Origin of the sequence: Streptomyces longispororuber, assembly GCF_014656095.1 — a bacterium.
Classification (GTDB): Bacteria; Actinomycetota; Actinomycetes; order Streptomycetales; family Streptomycetaceae; genus Streptomyces; species Streptomyces longispororuber.
Genome location: NZ_BNBT01000027.1, coordinates 50857 through 69428, shown reverse-complemented (window position 1 = coordinate 69428; position 18572 = coordinate 50857). Strand labels below are relative to the sequence as shown.

At 66.4% G+C, this 18572-nt stretch carries 11 protein-coding genes; 3 read left to right on the top strand and 8 right to left on the bottom strand.

The genetic code is table 11. The features are described 5' to 3' along the window. Positions 1 to 675, top strand: a 675-nt coding sequence (locus IE330_RS12055; RefSeq protein ID WP_190135929.1) for an IS701 family transposase, incomplete at its 5' end; no start/stop codon positions are given. 1859 nt (positions 676 to 2534) lie between these two features. Here the strand turns inward: IE330_RS12055 and IE330_RS12050 are convergent. The 5 genes from IE330_RS12050 to IE330_RS12030 form a co-directional block, all read right to left on the bottom strand. Then, positions 2535 to 3758, bottom strand: coding sequence for a hypothetical protein (locus tag IE330_RS12050; RefSeq protein WP_190135928.1), 1224 nt, complete (start codon positions 3756 to 3758; stop codon positions 2535 to 2537). 175 nt (positions 3759 to 3933) lie between these two features. After that, on the bottom strand, positions 3934 to 4248 hold the full coding sequence (locus IE330_RS12045; protein ID WP_190135927.1) for a hypothetical protein: 315 nt from the start codon (positions 4246 to 4248) through the stop codon (positions 3934 to 3936). Then, a complete protein-coding gene (locus tag IE330_RS12040; protein ID WP_190135926.1) occupies positions 4245 to 4676 on the bottom strand; it encodes a hypothetical protein in 432 nt (143 codons plus the stop codon). Before IE330_RS12040 ends, IE330_RS12045 begins: the two co-directional genes overlap by 4 nt. A gap of 38 nt (positions 4677 to 4714) precedes the next feature. Further along, positions 4715 to 5437 carry a hypothetical protein gene (locus tag IE330_RS12035; protein ID WP_190135925.1) on the bottom strand — a complete coding sequence of 241 codons (723 nt, stop codon included), beginning with the start codon at positions 5435 to 5437 and terminating at the stop codon, positions 4715 to 4717. A 6-nt stretch (positions 5438 to 5443) separates the two neighbouring features. Continuing rightward, positions 5444 to 6349 (bottom strand): hypothetical protein, encoded by a 906-nt coding sequence (locus IE330_RS12030; RefSeq protein WP_190135924.1) that lies wholly within the window; start codon positions 6347 to 6349, stop codon positions 5444 to 5446. A gap of 197 nt (positions 6350 to 6546) precedes the next feature. Here IE330_RS12030 and IE330_RS12025 point away from each other — a divergent pair, with 197 nt between their 5' ends. Continuing rightward, positions 6547 to 9636 carry a Tn3 family transposase gene (locus IE330_RS12025; protein WP_190135923.1) on the top strand — a complete coding sequence of 1030 codons (3090 nt, stop codon included), beginning with the start codon at positions 6547 to 6549 and terminating at the stop codon, positions 9634 to 9636. Between the two features lie 464 nt (positions 9637 to 10100). Here the strand turns inward: IE330_RS12025 and IE330_RS12020 are convergent, their stop codons facing one another. Next, positions 10101 to 11321 (bottom strand): hypothetical protein, encoded by a 1221-nt coding sequence (locus IE330_RS12020; RefSeq protein WP_190135922.1) that lies wholly within the window; start codon positions 11319 to 11321, stop codon positions 10101 to 10103. A gap of 179 nt (positions 11322 to 11500) precedes the next feature. Between IE330_RS12020 and IE330_RS12015 the strand changes: the two genes are divergently transcribed. Next, positions 11501 to 13843, top strand: coding sequence for an AbiJ-related protein (locus tag IE330_RS12015; protein ID WP_190135921.1), 2343 nt, complete (start codon positions 11501 to 11503; stop codon positions 13841 to 13843). Positions 13844 to 15002: 1159 nt separating this feature from the next. Here IE330_RS12015 and IE330_RS12010 read toward each other — a convergent pair. Both IE330_RS12010 and brxD read right to left on the bottom strand, forming a co-directional pair. Next, positions 15003 to 17150 (bottom strand): DEAD/DEAH box helicase, encoded by a 2148-nt coding sequence (locus IE330_RS12010; protein WP_190135920.1) that lies wholly within the window; start codon positions 17148 to 17150, stop codon positions 15003 to 15005. Between the two features lie 53 nt (positions 17151 to 17203). Continuing rightward, complete coding sequence (brxD, locus tag IE330_RS12005; protein ID WP_190135919.1) at positions 17204 to 18565, bottom strand: BREX system ATP-binding protein BrxD; 1362 nt, start codon at positions 18563 to 18565, stop codon at positions 17204 to 17206. Positions 18566 to 18572: the final 7 nt, after the last annotated feature.

Below are 18572 nucleotides of genomic sequence, written 5' to 3'. Positions count from 1 at the left end.
TCGCCCCTGCCGATCACCTGGGTGACCGGTGACTGTGCCTACGGCCAGGAATGGCGGATGCGCCGCACCCTGGAAGAGGCCGGTGTCGGCTATGTCCTGGCCGTGCCGAAGTCCCAGCAGCTCCACGCTCCTTTCGCACGTATCGACCATGCCATCGCCCAGGCGTCGGAGGAAGCCTGGGAGCGAATGTCCTGCGGCGACGGTGCGAAGGGCCCGCGGGTCTACGACTGGGTTGCCGCCTGCCTGCCGGCCATCGATGTCTTCGACGGCGACACGCCGACCCATCAGCGTTGGATGCTGGCCCGCCGCAGTGTGACCAGGGCTGATGAGGTCGCCTACTACGTCGCCTACGCACCCAACGGCACCACGGTGGCCGACCTGGTCCGGGTCGCCGGGGCCCGCTGGACGATCGAGGAAGCCTTCCAGGCGGCCAAGAACGAGTGCGGCCTGGACCAGTACGAGGTCCGCCGTTATCCGGGCTGGTACCGGCACATCACCCTGGCCATGCTCGCCCACGCCATCCTGGCCGTCCTCGCAGCCCAGGCCACCGAAAGGGGGGCTGCAGAAACGACGCCACCAGCACAGTCCCCGTCACCGTGGCAGAAGTCCGGCGACTCCTGGACGTATTGCTTCCCCACCCCAAACCCCGAGGCGGCACCATCGCACACGCCCTGAGATGGTCTCGCTGACGCAGACAGCACCAGGCCGTAGCCCGGCACTGCCACTACCGAAGAAGAACCAGCTCAGGCAACGATTTCTGACTGGAGTACTAGTGGGCTGCGGTGGTGTGGGCAGCTGCGGTGCCAAGCCGGACTCGGTGAGCTGTTGCAGGTGGGCGTCTGAGGACGCGAGCCACGCGTCGATCTCGGTCCTTTCCTGCCAGGTGGCAAAGATGCGGCGTGGTTGCGTACTGCTGTGACGTATTCGGCCAGGCGCTTGGCCTGGCGCCAAGCGCTTGACTGTTTCTTCGAGGTTTCCGTCGCTCTCACCACCTGGCATCCTCAGCCCATGCTTCGACAGGTCCGGTCCCGTCTCGCGTCGCGCCATAGGCGACGAGCCAACGCGGCGATACGCAAGCTGTGCGACGACGCAGAGTACCTGGGGCTGGGCCCAGTTCCAGGGCCTGTCCGGGTGGCATTACGGACGCACCATGAAACTCAATGGAAGACGTGGGTATTCGTGCCCCCTCTTGCCATTTTTACAGTTAGATCTGTTGCGATACTACTTAGTGAGCTGATAGCTACATACGCTCCGAGCTGGATCTACGAAGCGGTCTACGGAACACCAGAGGCAGTCTCGGTGGTTAGCGCGAGTTACTGGCTCCCGACGGCTCACGGCATCGTCTTAATCGCATCCAGTTTCCTAGTGATTCGACGCTTGACAGTCCTCCTCGCCGATATTTTGGGCGTCCGAAGTTTATGCTTTGAGCGCGTTCAGCACTGGGCAGACCTAATTGGCGAATGCGCAGAGACCGTCCGTGCTCCTCACATGAGGCCGGACCTGCAATCCGTTTCCCTGCGATTGGCATTGTTACGCATCAGGGGCGCACGATCGATGTGTGGCACGGTGCCATCCTTCTCTCGGCGTCGCCCCGAACTCCGCAAGCATGCGAACCAAGTGGTAGGAGCACTGCGAGCAGCTCATGCTGAGTTCGATGTCGACAGGAAGAAAGCCGCGCGAAAACTGGCGGGACTAGCACTTAAGGTCAGTAATCGTTACTCCCAAGGTCATGTTGGCGCTCTCTTGGACAGCGCGGAATTGATAGAAACTACCTGCCGTCGCGAGGCTCTTCACCTAGCTATACTGGCCGGGGTAACGGCTGCGGCAGGTTGGGGTGTGCAGGCATTCCATGTACCAGCACCACTGGCCATCGGTGCAGTAGTGCTGGCTGGCGCTTGGCTATATCGCAGCGCCGTCGGCGCGGGATTGGCCGCGCTGGCTGTACTACTTCCAGTCCTCTTCCCTGGCAAATAGAGCCCTAGGTGATTACGCCCGCCCTACGCCCGTCCCCTTCACGATCCGGCGCCACTGCGATCTTCTCGTTGGCTGCTTCCTCGTATCCGTCGATACAGCCGTGGTATCGGCGGTGGATCACCTCCGGGGAGTTGCCGACGCGCCGGGCCACTTCAGCGATCAGGTCCCCCGTGTTGAGCCGCCGCGTGATGCACTCTTGCCTCATGTCGTAGGGCCGTCCGGCCAACGGCAAATCGGAGCGCTCCGGTCGCTGCCCGCTGACAATGTCCGTCCCTGCTGAGGGAATTCAGACGGGCCGGGGCGTGTGCTTCGTTCGGATGGCATCTACGGTGAGAGCCGTTGACTATCGGCGAGCGCCGGATTCGGCGGAGCCGCCCGATCATGGAGTGTGCGGGCCGTGCCCCGACCCGCCCCTGGGCGACCCTTCCTGGCGCATCGACGTGTGACACAAGTGCACGCTAAAGGGGCAATTTGCTGATCTGGAAAACCTGACAGCATCCCGCTCACTTGGTGCCGTCTACTTCGCCGGTGTGGATGCGGCGGGCTGGCCTCGGGGACCGTCAGCGCGCCAGTTTGAGGCGTGCCGTCTCTGCGGCATAGGACGCGGCTTCGACCAGCCCAAGCTCCCCGGCGAGCGTTCCCACGAAGGCATCGACCGCCTCGATCGCACGGCCCTCTATGGTGTCGAGCTCTGTGAAGAACGCCGCGAACTCTTCTGCGGCCATGGCCGTCATGATGGGTCGACGGACCTCGTAGTCAGTCCACTCCGGCCTGAAGACAGCGCGCACCCTGTCGAGCTCACTCTCGTCGATCTCCTCGCGCCGGAGGAGGCGGATAACTCGCTCGCGGGCCTTCCACACGGCGATGTGGTGCTGGACGGGGACTGGACCGTAGGGGCCAGGAAGGGCTCGTTCGATCCTCGGGTTACCCGGCTGACCGATCCAGGGCGAGGTCAACGATGTGAGAACCGCCGTCAGTCTGACGATGTCGATCCGCCCAGTCCGCTCGCCTTCATCGAGGACGAGCTGGGCGGCGCGCCGTTGCCTGGGGGTTGCTGAGGGGTGGGCGAGTTGCTCGACGATGGCGCGGACGTTCTCGCGGCGCCGGTCGGCGGTGGTCGTGCCTGTGGCGCGCGCGTGGGTACGCCAGGCTCGCCTGGCCTGAGGGGTGAGCACGATCGAGTCGTCTATCAGCCACAGGCACAACACAATGCGAATCAGGGAGCGTTGAGGAATGCGTCCCAATGGGGAGCGCTCTCGGGCCTCAAGAAGTCTGGTGAATAACTCCCGTTGCTTGGGCGGGAAGGCCCGCGGATCGCTGCCGTGCGCCGTGGTCTTGCGCGGCTCGGGGCTGGCAAGGAGGCCGTCTTCGACCCAGAAGATCACCATCCTGGGACTGGCTTTCACGCCAAGCGCGAGCGCGTCCGCAACCAGATCGGCCGACGTTCCGTCGATCCACGTGGTGGTGTAATCCTCATTCACGGCGCCGAACTTACATCGAGATTCGGGCCCCGGAAGCTGCATTCGAAGCACGTCCTCCATAAGGCTTGAGGCCAGCAGAGACTGCACCCCGCACCGGATCCTTGCCAGGAGCACGCGGTGCGGGGGCGGCTGACTCATCACCTGAACGGAGACCGTGTCATATCCCACCGTACGCACCGCACCGCTCTGAAGCGGCGACGCGAACGCCGCGTTCTTGTCCAGAGCCTCGGGCAGGCAGCGTTCTACGCCGCTGCTGCCACGCTGGCCGGCGGGTTGGTCCGCAAGCTGCTCCATCTGGCCCACATGTCCGCCTCCTCGTGCTGACCTGAACGCCAGAGAGATGCCGCGTCCGGGCCTGCCGAGCGCGGCATCTTGGCGGCGCCCGGCTGCGAGTAGAGGGCTTCAGCTTCGTGCCGGGGGAGACACGGAGCGCGTACTACAGAAAACATGGCAGTTCCGGCGTAGCGAGCACTGGGGGCTACTGCGGGTAGAACCCCGTGATGCGGTAGAGCTGCTGCTGATAGTGGACTCGGAAGCCCATGACCCACTCCTCGGACAGGTCATCCACGACGATCAACCGTGGGTCGGTGCGTGCGGTAGGACGGTGCAAAGGTATGGCTACAGGTACGGGGCACTCGCCGAACAGGGACTGGGCGTGGAAGGCCGGGGCGGTCACCATGCGTCCTACGAGCGGACCGGTTGGGTGGTATTCGGCGGGCAACTGAAGCAGGCAGCCGTCGAGTTCAATGGCGACGGTGCGATGACGCGGGCGGCGGAGCAGGTACAGGTTCATCGCGCCACAGTCCGGTCACCGGTGGAAGTGGGGCCGTAGCGCATCCAGGACCGGAGCGTGGCAGCGGTGTGGATCCGTCCAGTGCCCGTGGCCCGGTGCCCGTTGAAGGCCCAGCCGGTGACCTCCAGGAAGGTGCCTTGGCCGGTACGGAGATCGAGCGCGAGATTGAGGATGACGGGCCTCTTGGCCATGACGAATCCCTGCCAGGCCCGCTCCCAGCGCAACAACGTGCCGAACTGCGGGTCGTCCCAGACCATCAGGCGGTGTGAGCGATGAGCGTCACGGCAGTCCAGGATCCACAGGTCGGCGTGGGCCTCCCGGCCGGCGACTTCAGCGGCTGGCAGCGGCCGGGCCTGCACTTCCGCCCGCTTGCCGCAGCGCAGTTGACAGTCGGCGCGGCGGTTGCCGAGGGAAATCTCGGTGGCCACGCCCCACCCCTTGATTTCCTTGTGCCACGCGGACTCGGTCACAGGGCGCCCGCGTAGCGCAGGAGTTCCGCATCGTCCTCATCCAGGCCGAGAGCCTGCGGTCCGACTTCGGTGAGCAGGTCCGCGACGGTGAAGATGCCAGGAAGGTTGTCGATGCCGGCGACCAGCCGGTCGTAGCGTTTGACCAGGGCGAGGATGCGGTTTCCGCGCGCCCGGTGCCTCTTTGCTCCTTGGGTGGACTCCTTGGCCTGCTGGTCGAGCCGGTCGGCCTCCCTGAAGTCGCGTTCGGCAAGAGGGGGCAGGACCTCGACGATGCGGTCGAGGTCTTGCAGTACGAGCTGCCGGGCGGTCTTCTCTGTCAGTTCGCCGCCCTCGCCAAGGATGACCTTCGCGACGACCTGGTCGTCGGTGGCGCCGGCGCGTGGGCCGGGAACGTTCGCGTCGTCCGGGGCAGTGGGGGTGGTTCCGCAGCCGGGGCCCTGGAGGGTGGGTTCGGTGTGCGTAGGGCCGGGTGGTCCGGCCAGGGCGGCGAGTCTGATCTCTTTGGTGACCTTGTTGAAGGAGGTGGTGCACATCGTCTTGACCGCGCGGTCGAACACCGCGTGGTAGTCGGCCGACAGCACTTTGATCTTCGATCGGACGGTCCCCTGGAGTCGGGCGAACTGCTCGCTCTCGTTTCCGCCGGCGAGAATGCAGCGGAGGGCTTCACGGTCGAGGATGTCGCGCACGGTGTTGGAGTAGCGGCCAGCTGCACTGGGCATGGGTTTCTACTTTCCAGTCAGAAGTCGGATGGTGCGGGGGCGCTGCTGCAAGACCCGGGTGGCCCATGAAGTGACCGAGTCGCGGATGGACTCGACGGACTCCCATACGTCGGGGTCATTCACGTCCACGAAGTCCTCGGGGCCGAGGAGCAAGATCTCCCTGGCCTTGTGGACCAGTCCGAAGTAGCGGATGGTCCAGTCCGCGTGCGGGTCGCGCTCCTCATGGCCGACGAGCTCGTCGAGCAGGGCTTCGTCCGCACTGGGGGCCGGTCGCATCTGTGCGCGGACGTAGCGCGCGACGTCCTGGTCCTTCAGGACTTCCCGCACGGCAGGTTCCCGTAGCACGGCCAGCACTGCCGCCGGACTCTTGGTCAGCTCGGCCACGACAGCCTCGCGGACCTCTTCTCGGCCGAGCTGTGCCACGATTTCTGCGGGAGGCTCAGCCCCGCCCGCCAGGCCCAGTGCCAGGCGGAACTGTGACGCGTCCAGCGAGACGGGCCACCCCGCTCGCTCGGCATTGCCGAGCCGTCCGAGCAGCAACTGGACGCGGCGGGCACGCTCTTGGGGGTCAGTGACGCAGGCGGTGGTCACGCACTTCCACGGGACGTGAATGGCGGAGGCGAGCAGCCGTTCGCGAAGCGCGGTACCTGCAAGGCGCGTAACCCGCAGGTATGTATCCAGTGTCTCCGTTGCGTACCCGAGCTGCTGGGCCAGCTGTTCCAGGGCGACGGCTGCGTCGGACGGTGCACCGCCGGCGATCTCGGCACAGACGTCACCGAGGCCGAAGCGGGCCGCGAGCTGTGCCCGGGACGCCCGGATGTCCGTCTCGGCGAAGATCCTCGCGCGTCTGAGCTGGTTCTCGGTGTAGCCAGGATCGGTGGTCCCGTCCGGCTCGATCCATACGTTCTCCATGGCCGGGGACCGTAGGCGGCCCTGGCTGCCGTGTGCGCGGCCGCTCCCCGGATCGGACCAGGTGAAATGTCTGCGGCGACGAAGTTTGCAGAACCGTGTGCTAAGCGCCGAACCGGTGGCGTAGCCGTTTGACTGGCCGTGCCGCATGCCTTGAATCTGCTCGTCGTCGTAGTCGGATTTGCAGTGAGGTGTACAAGATGAGCAGCAGCCCGAGCTTTCCCCTGGGCCGGGATTACCCGTCAATTCCCGAAGGACATCTGCCGGAGGGCTTGTTGGCCCTCTTCGACCTCACCGAGTCCGAGGTCGAACTAACCCTGGCCAAACGCGGGCCGCAGAACCGCTTGGGCTTCGCCGTCCAGCTCACCTGCCTGCGTGCCCTGGGCCGGCTCCCCAAACCGCAGGAGATCGCTTCGCTGCCGCGGCCGATCGTGGAACACGTGGCGGCCCAGCTCGACATCGACGACGGTACGGCCGTCCTGGGCACGTATGGCACGCACGACGGGCTGACGCGGCGTCATACACAGGAGATCAGGTCGCTCTGTGGCTGGAAGCCGTACGACAAGGGTGAGGCAGCACTGAAGAGCATGCTGGTGTCGCGCGCCACGCACACAGAGGAGGGAGTCAGGGCGCTCCTGCGGCGCGCGGTCGCCTGGCTGCAGGAAGAGCGTGTCGAGTTGCCCGGTGAGCGCGCCCTCACCGACCTGGTCCGAACGGTACGAGGGGAAGCCGACCAAAAGATGTGGCAGGCGCTCCTGGCCCCGTACGCGGACCGGCTGTCCGAACTCGATGGCCTGACCGCAGTCCCAGACGACGAGCGAAGGTCGCCGCTGGCTGAACTGCAGCGCGGGCCGGGCAAGCCCGCTTGGGCTAACCTCGAGCGCGCCTTCCAACGGAACAATGCGGTTCAGCTGCTGAGGCTGCCTCCTGTGAACCCCCGGGCCTTCTCCCCGCGACGCCTGGCGCACCTCGCCCGGTTCGCCGCGAACCACGAGGCGCAGAAGGCGAAGCGACGCGCCGCGGCTGTGGCCGCAGTTGGCCGCCTGACCGAGACCGCCGCGGACGACGCGGTCGACATGCTCGTGCACCTGATCGCCAATGACCTCATCGGAAGGGCGCGACGCAAGACCGACAAGGAGCGATCGGCGAGCTTCCCCGACCTCGCCTACGCTGCCGCCGTCATGAGGGAGGTAGGCAAAGACCTGCTTGCCACGCGCCACGAGAAGGTAGACACCGCCACGGGCGAGATCATCCCGCCCATGGCGGACACCATGACGCTGGGGGAATTCCTCAACCAGCGTGAGGACCTCGCCGCGTTCGAGGCAGCCGTCACGGTGGCCGGGGAACTGGCACCGGCGATGGGATCGGACTCGGACGAGGCGCGCCGCGCCAAAATGATCGAACGGATCGATCTCCTCAGGACGTACCTGCCGCACATCGTCCAAGGACTGGCGTACCGGGCTGGCACGCCGGAAGCCAGCCGAGTCCTGGATGCCCTGTGGTCGTTGACCGAACTGATCGACCGCCCCGCCATCAGCCGCGTCGAGGTCGATAAGAGCCTGTTGACCGGGTCATGGAAAGAACTCGCTCTCCGTGCCCCGCACCTGGCGCCTGACACGGTCGACACCGCCGCCTACGCCTTCTGCGTGGTGGAGCGCTTCTACTCCCGGATCCTGCGGCGCGAAATCTTTGTCGAAGGCGCCTCGAAGTGGGGCAACCCGGAAGCGGGCTTGCCGTCGGCGGAGGAGTGGGCGGCGCTGCGGGCCTCGGTAACGAAGAGCCTGGGGCTTCCACTGGGCGCCGCCGACCACCTGAAGCGGCTGGGCCACGAACTCCACACCAAGACCCGTGCGATCGCCAAGCGTTTGCCGAAAGATGGTCAGACCCAAATCGGTGACGGAGGCCGGCTCGTCCTGTCCACGGCGCCTCTTCCGCCAGACCCCCGACTGCGCAAGGTGACCACGGAACTCACGGGCTGGTTGCCCAAGGGCGACCTTCCCCAACTCATCCTGGAAGTTCTCACGTGGACCCGGGGCACCGAGGTGTTCACCACACCAAGCGGCGAACCCCCACGTCAACGCGACTTCGATATCACCCTGTCCGCCGCCCTGGTCGCTCTGGGCTGCAACGTCGGCGTGGAGGCCGTCGCCGGTAACTTCCCCGCACTGAATAGGAGGCACATCACCTACGTCATCGACAACTTCCTGCGACCTGATCGCCTGGAAGCACTGAACAACCGTCTGCTGGCGAGGCAGTCACAGCTGGCGGTCGCCGCGACATGGGACGGTGGTCACATGGCATCCGTGGAGGGCCAGCGCATGGTCGCGCCCCCGAACGCCATCCAGGCCCGCCTGTCTCCGCGCGGAGCCGCCCACGTCACCCATCTCACCCTCCTGTCGGGCCAGGCCATGGGCCTCAGGAACGAGGTCGTCGCTGGATCCGTCCACACCTGCCTGCACGTACTCGATGTCCTCACCGACCGCCGCAGCAATGCCCTCAAGACCAAAAACCCCCGCAGCCAGAACCCACAGAAGATCGTCGCGGAAGCTGGCCCTCATCAAGAGATCATCTTCGGTCTACTCGCGCTCTCCGGCTACACCTACACCCCCACAGCCGCTGACGTTACTGACATCACACTCGCCCGCATGGACACTGCCACCGGCGAGGACTACGGCCCCCTGCAGCAAGCCACACGCCACAAGATCGACACCGCGCTCATCGAACGGCACTGGGACGAGATGCTCCGCCTCGTCGGAGGGGTCCACCTCGGCCGCGTACGGTCCGCAGACGCGATCCGCATGGTGGTCCGCAACGGCACCCCCACTTCGTTGGGCAAGGCCCTCGCCCACTACGGGAAGATCTTCAAGACCGCGCACATCCTGGACCTCATCGACAATCCCGATTACCGCCGTCAGATCGAAACGCAGAGCATCCGCCACGCCGAACGCCACGAGCTGGCCGCGAAGGTCTACCACGGCACCGAAGACCGCATCCACCGCTACCAGACCGGGATGGAAGAACAGCTCGGCGCACTCGGGCTGATCGTCAACATGGTCGTACTCTTCAACACCGCCTACATCGACTTGTTCCTCGCGAAGAAGACCAGCCACCTAAGGCCCGTTCCCGACGAAGTCGTCCGGAGCCTGTCTCCCTTCCTCTACCGGCACATCCACATGAAGGGCCGCTACGCCTTCGAAATGCCTGAGCTCTCAGACAGCTCCATGCGGGCTGTGGAGGACCTGGATGACGAACCCGACGACGTGACGGGTGGTAGCACCGACGCCAGCTGATCCGCGGTCACTTTCGCCACGCCTCACGCGGCATCCTGTCCCGGCACCGTGGGCGTCAGGGGAAACGCCGTCATCTTCCGTCCGTTCTCGGTCACGCTGGCACAGGTACCTTGACGGTGGTAGACAGAAAAGCCCGCTGACCTGCAGGGATAGGCTCTATCACACGGTTCTGCAATCTTCGGCGTGGCAGCCTTGGCTGCCCCACCGAATCTCTCACCCAGAAGGGCGTACGGGACGTTCTCCGGCCGCCCCTACAGGGAGAACAGCGCTTCGTGGTAGTTCTCGACAGTGTCGCGGCGCGGGAACGCCCACCATGCACCGCCTCATCGATGATAAAGAGGCCCGACAAGATCGTCTGGTGTTCGTCCGCCGGCCTTCATCGGCCGCCCTGGCGGGCGCTTTCACGGCGCGTGGCCGAGACCAACGTTGGTTGTCGGCGAGAGCTGGCTGCAGTGACAGAAGCCTCACAGCTGGTGCCTTCGTCGGCACGAGAAGTGTTCAGGTAGTCCTTCCGGGCCTGGGAGGCTTGCGGGTTGGCCGCAGAAGCGGCATGGCGGGATTGGTTGCCCCGGTGTGTCCACCGGCACCCTTACGGCTTCGGTTTCCTGTGGGCGGGACTCGAGCACGATTGACCGGCTGCCGCGTTTCTGTTTCGGTTCTGCCCTTGCTTCCGAAGCTGGCCGGTCCTCGGTGCGCTTGCCGTGTCGATCGCCCTGTCGTATGAGGGGCGGGCGCTCCTGGTCGTGCAGGGCTGGCCCGTTCGCCTCGAGGTATTGCTGCCACTGCTGCGCGGGGAGCCAGCCGCGGTGCCCGCTCCGTTGGAATGGGACCCGCTCCCCGGCCGCTGCTTCCACGATGAATCGAGTGAGGGTGAGGCGGCCTTCTCCTGTGAAGGCGCTCGATTGGTGTGCGGGCACGAGGACTCGGTGCCAGCCCTCGCAGTGGCCGGTGTCGGTTGGGCTCTCTGGGGCGTAGGGCTTCTCGGGGCACCGGGTGAGCGCGCCGTTCTGGTTGCACTGGCCTTCTTCCAGGACGAAGTTGCCGTCCTGGACCGCGATGGGGTTCTTCTGCACACGGATGACGGAGGCCGGCAGGTTGGGTGTGCGGACGTAGGGAACGGTTCCGATGCCTGCGTGGTCGGGGTCGGCGAAGTCCCAGACCGATTGGATGCCTGCGCGGCGCCGGAAGCCCTCCCGCGCGCGCATTCCACGCGCCGTTTGGATGCTCAGTTGAGGTTCGTAGCCCAGGACGATGCCGTTGGCGCCGTTGATGCGTACGTCGAGGCGTGCGTGTCCATCAGGGGTCTGAGACTCGATGTCGGCCTGGAAGCCGTGATCTTCTGAATCCTTCGCGACGCGTTCCTTGCGGGCGAGGTGTTCGTCGGACTCGTGGCTGATGGGCTTATCTCCGGGCTTCCGGTAGTGGGAGGCAAGCCATATGCCGTCACGCTGGACGAGGTACATGGGAACGCGCCGTCCGCGAAGGTCCCGGCAGTCGGGGCAGATGAGCCCGCGCTTGTCGACGGGGACACGCTTTCGCATGCGCAGGAGCCTGCTCAGGAGGTCCTGGCCCTGGGGGACACCGAGATCGGCACGGTCCAAGTCGAGGTTGCAGCCTGCCGGTTCGTAGTAGACGGGGTTTCGGAAGAGGTCTTCGTCGCTATCGATCTGCAGTTCGTCGTCCATGGGTGCTCCCCGTAGCCGCCGCGAGCAGGACTCACAACGTTACGGGCAGGTTCTGACAACCAGGGCTGGAACGGGTGGACATCCGTCCTGCCAGTGCGAGTCGGAGGCGGCGGTCGGGAACGTACTTCACGGAGGAAGCACACTGCGGCGCCTGCGGAAGCAGTCATATCCTCATGCGTATGCCACTGCCTTCCAGAGACCTGGTCAGCCGCGTCACTCGTATGAGGTTCCGTTCGCTCGCGACGAACCTGACCGTCCGTACGATCGCAGAGGCGTGGCAAAGCAACAACTTCGCACCCGTACCGGATGACGAACTGCGGTACGTGGATACCAGCGTTCGCCGCACCACTTTCGAGTCTCACGCGGCAGCCGTTGACTGGACCGACCGTGGCCACGTAACCAGAGCGCTACGCGTGTTCGAGGACATCATTCGGACCGGGCAGAGAGAGGCGTGGGGTGGGTCCTGGCTGGAGGATCTGTCAGAGGCGCTACAGCGCGACGGCCTGCAGATCAACGAGCGCGGCCGGATCACCGAGATACCAGGCACCTGGACACCCACAGCCCTCAACCGCAGCTCGTTCCACGCGGACAATGGCAGAGACACGCTCACCGAGGTGACCAGGCGTCGCATCGTCGACGTTCTCAACACGGCGGACTGGACCGGAGGGCTGGGCGACCTCCCATTCCTGGAACGACTTTATGACCTGGATGCCTTGCCGAGTCATGACTCGCGATTCGCGACGGCACGCGAGGACATCTCGAAGCACCGGTATGCCAACGAAGATTGGGACAACGACTGGATCTTCAGTGACGACCGGTTCGGTCTGCGCCGCGGCCAGGACGAGACACTGCTCCGATTCCTCAGCGAGACCCTGCACCCTGCGGTGCGCACGGACGAGGAGGAGGTTGCGAGACTCTTGGCCGCGCTCAACGGGGTCCTGGCGCCTGATGGATACCAACTGGAACCCATAGCAGTTATCAGCGGAAGCCCGGTCTATCGGGCCCGCCGCCGAGCAGACACCGTGACGTCCCAGCAGACGGTTGGAGACACTGCTGTTCCTGCAGATCCAGACCCGAAGCCCGGAACACGACACACTCCTGCGCGGTTGACTCAGGCCGCTTCGGTGGTGGCGACTGGGGACACATCGCGGGTGCGACAGCTGGCCCGAGGGGAGCGCAAGGACTACTCGTGCGAACGGCTGCCGTTCGCTGACGGCGGTCAAGCAGACGTCTTTCGCGCGATACACAAGCAGACGGGCGCAACAGTCGTACTCAAGAAGCTTCGTGACCGAAACCCTCCAGAACGCAAGCGCGCTCGCATGCGGCGCGAGATTACTCTGGGCCGCTGGCTCGACGGACACCCCCACGCCATGCCGATCTTGGATGCAGACGCGCACCACTCCTGGTTTGTCATGCCCTACGCCCCCTTGACCGCCGAGCAGGCGAGAGGTCAGCTGGCCGAGACGTCCGAACTGGCGGAATTGGTTGATGCTTTGTGTTCGGTATTGTCCGCAGCCCATCAGGCCGGGTGGATCCATCGCGATATCAAGCCTGCCAACGTGTTGAAATACGAAGGACGTTGGGTGCTGGCGGACTGGGGCATCGCCCGCCGCCCGCGCGGTCAGACAACTGACCCGCAACGCACCCGCGTCGGCGTCCGCTTCGGCTCGGACGGCTTCGCTGCACCGGAACTCTCGGTCGACGCACACAGCGCCACGGACGCCGCCGATGTGTACAGCATCGGACAGCTGATCGGCTGGGTCGTGACTGGGGAGATGCCTGCCATCAACGTGCCTCTTCTGCCCAAAGCCGGGCCCTGGAGAAGCATCGTGCGGCACGCGACCCAGAGCGATCCCGGTCGCCGGCCTCGCACGGTTCAGGCGCTGCGCCAGCTCGTTCACCAGGAAACGCGCCCTCCGGCGCAGCCCGCTCTCGTGACGGCAACGACCCTGCAGCGTGATCTGGAAGCGGGCTCTGCTGCCGCTGCGCACGAACTGGTCTCCCTGGCCGCGAGGCATACCGACGACGCGGCACTCTACTGCGACCTGCTGGTCAAACTGCCGCTGCAGCATCTACTGCCAGTCCTGTTGGCCAACACTCAGCACGCCATCGACGTCGTTCGGGCCATGGCCGCACTTCTGGGCACCCACAGGTCTCCCGAGCGGGGAGAAGTCGACGCCGCCATCATGGGGCTCATCGGCATCGCGCAACGAGCGGCAGCAACGGGTGCGCTCGCCCTTCTCGAAGAGTGCTGCAACGGAGCCTTCGAGTGGGACGCCGACTGGGACCAGTGGGGACCGCAAAGGGAGATTGCGGCGTGGCTACGCACCTTGACCGGTGACAATGCCAGCTCGGTCGCATCTATGCTGCGCCAGCATCCAGACTGCGCCCGACATTTCACTCATCTCATCGACGACGCGTTCGTCGACCACAGGATCCGGGCCGCGCTCAGGGAGACGGCCAGCGCGGATCGGGCGCACGCAGACGACGAAGCTCGTACCGTTTCGCCCGAACTGCCATAAAGCGCTGGGGAAACGGTCAGCAGCCGGGCATGCGGGTCGGTCACACGTTGGCCCTGGCGGATCCACCGCGTGGCCCGCTCCGGGAGACCGGAGCGCACAACGTTGTCGAGGCTGTCCGCCGCACCGGCTGGACGCGTCCGCCTACTGCGGTGTGCCCGGCAAGTTCGAGTAGCGCACCCCCATCAACCTCAACACCGCCACCTCCAAGCACCTCCTGGACACCTCGCGCGCACTCTCACAGACGCGTGACGTCGACGACTGCGGCAGCTCGTCCCCGGAGGAGACGGGTTGGCGCATGGACGCGGAGTCATGCGGCGCGACTCCATCGGTTGTTCGATCGTGGATCATCAAAGGGCATGTCGACGAGCAGGGGCGGGTATTTCGTCAGGCCCCTGCCGCAGTACAGGTCCGCCGAGCGGCGACGTACCAACCGGCCGGGCACAGACCTCTTGAGGCGTGTGTCGCTGTAAGGGAGGCTAATGCAGGGCACTGAGCGCCCGGGCAGCGTGCGTCAGGCTTGCGCACGTAACGCCCACAGCGCACACCATGCATACGGTCGATTCGCCCCTATTTCCTCGCGGAGGTTACTGACCTGCAGGTTCTTTCACGTGTTTCCGTTCCACATGTTTCGCTATGACGCAGCATGTGGAGTGTGTGGCGGTGCTTAAGCCGGTCACGAAGGGGGGCTGACCTGCGATTTTCTGAGGTGGGCCGAGATTGTCTTTCCCTGGACGGAACACTTTGGGGCGCTATCGCTTGGCTCCAATGGGCTCCGGCCTACGCTTTTCAGGCGCAGTATCTGATTAATGCCTGCTCCGCGGACGGGTCGTCCTGGAAGCCCTGATGCTGGAACGACGCTCGTTCTGACGGGTTTTCATATGTGGTTGTACGTGGGCACGGGTGGCTTTCAGCGGGTGTCGGCCCCCCGTGCTACAGATGGTGAACTCGATCCTCCGTCCCTACGACGACGGGGACGCATGCGACGACCTGCTGCCCGCCAGCGTCCGGGGGGAGCAGCTGGCCCCCATGCTCGAACTCGCCCATGTGAAACGGACCACCCGGACCCACCGGCCGAGGCCTGGCGGACGTGGCAGCGATGCCTGGAGGAGAGGCGAAGAGACCTGGAGCGGTAGCGGGCTCAGGTTGCCAGGAGCTGAGTTCACATCCCCCATTCGAGCCGTACCGGCTCTCGCGCCGTGGTCAGTGCCCCGGCGAAGTCCGCGAGACGTTCGGCCAGTGTGGCGGTAGCCACGCGCGGCGGGAGGGCGGCCGAAAACTTCAGGCCGCGGACAGCGCGCGGGTCGACGGTGGGCAGGGTGAGGGCGCTCGGGAGTTCGGCGCGGGCGGATCTCCAGTCGGCGGGGGAGAGGTCCTGGCGCAGTCGGAGGTGGGTGTCGGAGGGCCGCTGGACGGGATCGGCAAGGTTGCCGAGGGAGGCGGCGAGGGTCGCATTGGCGCGGTAGCCGGCCCAGGTCCACCAGCGTGTGGCATCGGCGTCGCGGACCACGAGAGTACCGGCCGGGTGGACCTCGTGGGGGGCGCGATCGGTGCGCAGCTCGGCGAGGGCAGCGGTGGCGCGGCGGGTGAGCCGGACGTCGGGGTCGGTGCCGAGGAGGACGTCACGCATGGCGCGGGTGAGGGTGAACGACAGCCCCCGCGCCTCGCCGCCCTGCCACTTGGCCACACCGCCGTCCTCGACGGGTTCGACGAAGGCACGGCGGCGGGCCCAGTCGATGAACGTGACCTGCCAGCTGCGCCCGGCAAGCAGGAGACGGCGCGGGCCGGGGCGTTCCTCGGTGAGCACGGTGGGGTCGGTGGTCCCGATCTCGGTGCGCCCGGCGAGGACAGTGAACTCGGGCGGCGCGGTGAAAGAAGCGGTGAGTTCCATGAAGTGGCGGCGGCCAAAGTGTTTCTCGGCCTCGGAGCCGATGAAGAGCATGCCGTCGTCGCTGTCCAGGAAGCCGTCGTCGATCAGGTGCTTCAGGAGCGGGGAGGCTGATCGGTCGAAGGGCGCGAGGCCGTTCCACTGGTCTGGCCAGAGCCGGTCGCCGATGCGATGTTCCTGCAGGGTGAGCGCGAGCAGCTGCTGGGCGACGAGGTGGCGGGGCGACGGTGGCGGGGTGACGGGCTCGACCCAGCCCCGGGCCCAGAGGGTGAGCAGCCCGGCGGCCTGCAGCAGCGACTCAGGGCGGGTGGCGAGGAAGAGACAGTTGCGGGAGGTGTCGGCGCGGCGGCCGGTGCGGCCGATCCGTTGCAGGAACGAGGCGACGCTGCTGGGGGAGTCGATCTGGATGACTCGGTCGAGGTCGCCGACGTCGATGCCGAGCTCCAGGGTGGAGGTGGACACGATGACGCAGTCGCGCGCCTCGGCGAACGCCTGCTCTGAGCGGGTCCGTTCATCGGTGGAAAGTGAGGCGTGCGAGAGGAACACGGTGACGTCGCGGGCCCGGAGCGCCGCACCGAGTTCCTCGACCTGCTTGCGGGAGTCGCAGAAGACCAGACGCTTCTCGCCGCGGTGCAGAGCGGAGATTACCTTGGCGGCGTTGGCGAGTGAACCGACGTAGTCGAGTTCGACGTCTCCCGCGGGCCTCGGTAGCGCGGTGTCTCCGGCCGTGTTCGGCAGGGTGATGCCGGGCGCGACGACCCGACCCAGGCGTTCGGCGGGGCACGCTCCCTGCAACCACGTGAGCAGTGCGTCCGGGTTGCCAACGGTGGCGGAGAGTCCGATCCGCTGGATCCGGTGGTCGGCCAGCCGCTCCAGCCGTTCGAGTACGGCAAGCAGATGCCAGCCCCGGTCGTCGCCGGCGAAGGCATGCACCTCGTCGATGATCACGGCACGGACCCGGCCGAGCATGTGCGTGTGGTCGGTCTTGACACTGATCAGCATCGCTTCGAGCGACTCGGGTGTGGTGAGCAGGAAGTCGGGCGAATCGGTGCGGATACGGCGGCGTACCGACTCCTGGGTGTCGCCGTGCCAGAGCGCGGCGCGGCGACCGAGCCACTGGGCGTAGGTGTCGACGCGTTGGACGAGGTTGTTGAGGAGGGCTTTGAGCGGGGCCAGGTAGAGGACGGAGGTGCCCGTCCAGTGCTGTTCCCGCATGGCGGACAGGACAGGGAAGGTGGCGGCTTCCGTCTTCCCGCCTGCGGTCGGCGCGAGCAGGATCGCGTCCTCGCCGTTCATCAGCGGTTCCACGGCGGCCTTCTGTAGCGGGCGTAGATCAGGCCATCCGAGCGTGTTGACGATGTGGTGCAGGACGACCGGATCGAGGCGTTCGAGCGGATCGGGGCCGGGCGGGTGGTCCTGCACGTGGGTTGCTCCCTGCGCTTGGTCTTCCGGAAACGGGAGGGGAAGGCGACAGATCAGAGGTCGAGATCGAGGTCGTCGGCCGACGCGGCAGCCGGGGGCGCGGCGAGGTTGCGTTCGGTGGCAGTGAGATCGCCGCTGCTGAGGGTCAATTTGTAGTGCGTACGCGGATCGAAGTCGTCGAACTGATAGATCCGGTCGAGTACGTCCCCGACCAGCTTCTTCAGGTACAGGCGCGGTGCCACTCCGACTTTCCCTCCCAGGGCCCCGCCCACGGCCCTTGCCAGGTCCGCAAGGTACGCGTCGTCGGCGAGTCGCTTGATCCGCTCGGCGGAGTCGGGGGAGGAGACGCCGTCCGCGTACAGGTTGCGGATGGTGGCGCCCAGACCGGTCAAGGACTCCTCGGTGAAACCGGGGAGCCGGATCTGCACCGCACGCGGATTGTCGAAGCGCGGGTCGGTGGTGAAGTCGGTGGCCAGGCGCTGGGCGAGCGGGGCGAGACGCTGGACGCCCTGCTGTCCGTCGTAGAAGGCGGGTGTGCCGGTGATGACCAGGTAGAGGCCGGGGAAGCGGCCGGAGTGAACCTCGTCGATGAGCTGACGCAGGGCGTTGAGGGCCTTGTCACGGGCGTCGGAGCGGACCCGCTGCAGTGTCTCCACTTCGTCCAGGACGAGGACGAGCCCGGCGTGGCCCGCGTCCTTGAGCATGGTCAGCAGGCCTTGGAGGAAGCCGAAGGCGCCGAAGTGGTCGAGGTCGCCGCGGACGCCCGCGCTGCGCCGGGCGGCAGCGGCGACGTGCGGCTGGCCGCCGAGCCAGGCCATCACCGCGGCGGCGGTCGCCTCGTCGCCGGCGTCCAGGGACTGCTTGTACCCGCGCAGGGCGGTGGCGAAGGCGGGGGCCTGGCGGGACACCTCGGCCAGGCGGGCGGTGAGCAGCCGTTCCACGGCCTGCGGCAGTTCGCTCTCGGCCGCGCCGTCGGCGAGCGCATCCTCCTCAAGGGCGTAGAACCAGGCATCGGCGACGGGCCGCAGGGCGCTGGGCGGGAAGCTCGCGGTGGTCAGGCGTTCGGTGAGCCGCCGGTAGACCGTCTCCAGCTTGTGCAGCGGGGTCTCGGTCTCCGACACCTGTACCTCGGCCACGGCGAAGGTGCGCCGCTTGGCGCGCTCGCCGAGCCAGCGGGCGAAGAAAGTCTTGCCGGAGCCGTACTCACCGCGTACCGCCTTGAACACCGAGCCGCCGGCGGCGACGGTGTCCAGTTCCTCGTCGACCGCCTGCTCGAAGCGGCCCAGGCCGGTGGCGAGCAGGTCGAGGCCGCTCTCGGGGACGGCGCCGCGCCGCAACGCGTCCACGACGGCGCGGCGGCGAACGGCGCCGACGGGTGCACCGGCACGAGGGGTTGAGGATCCGAACGAGTTCACCCGGACA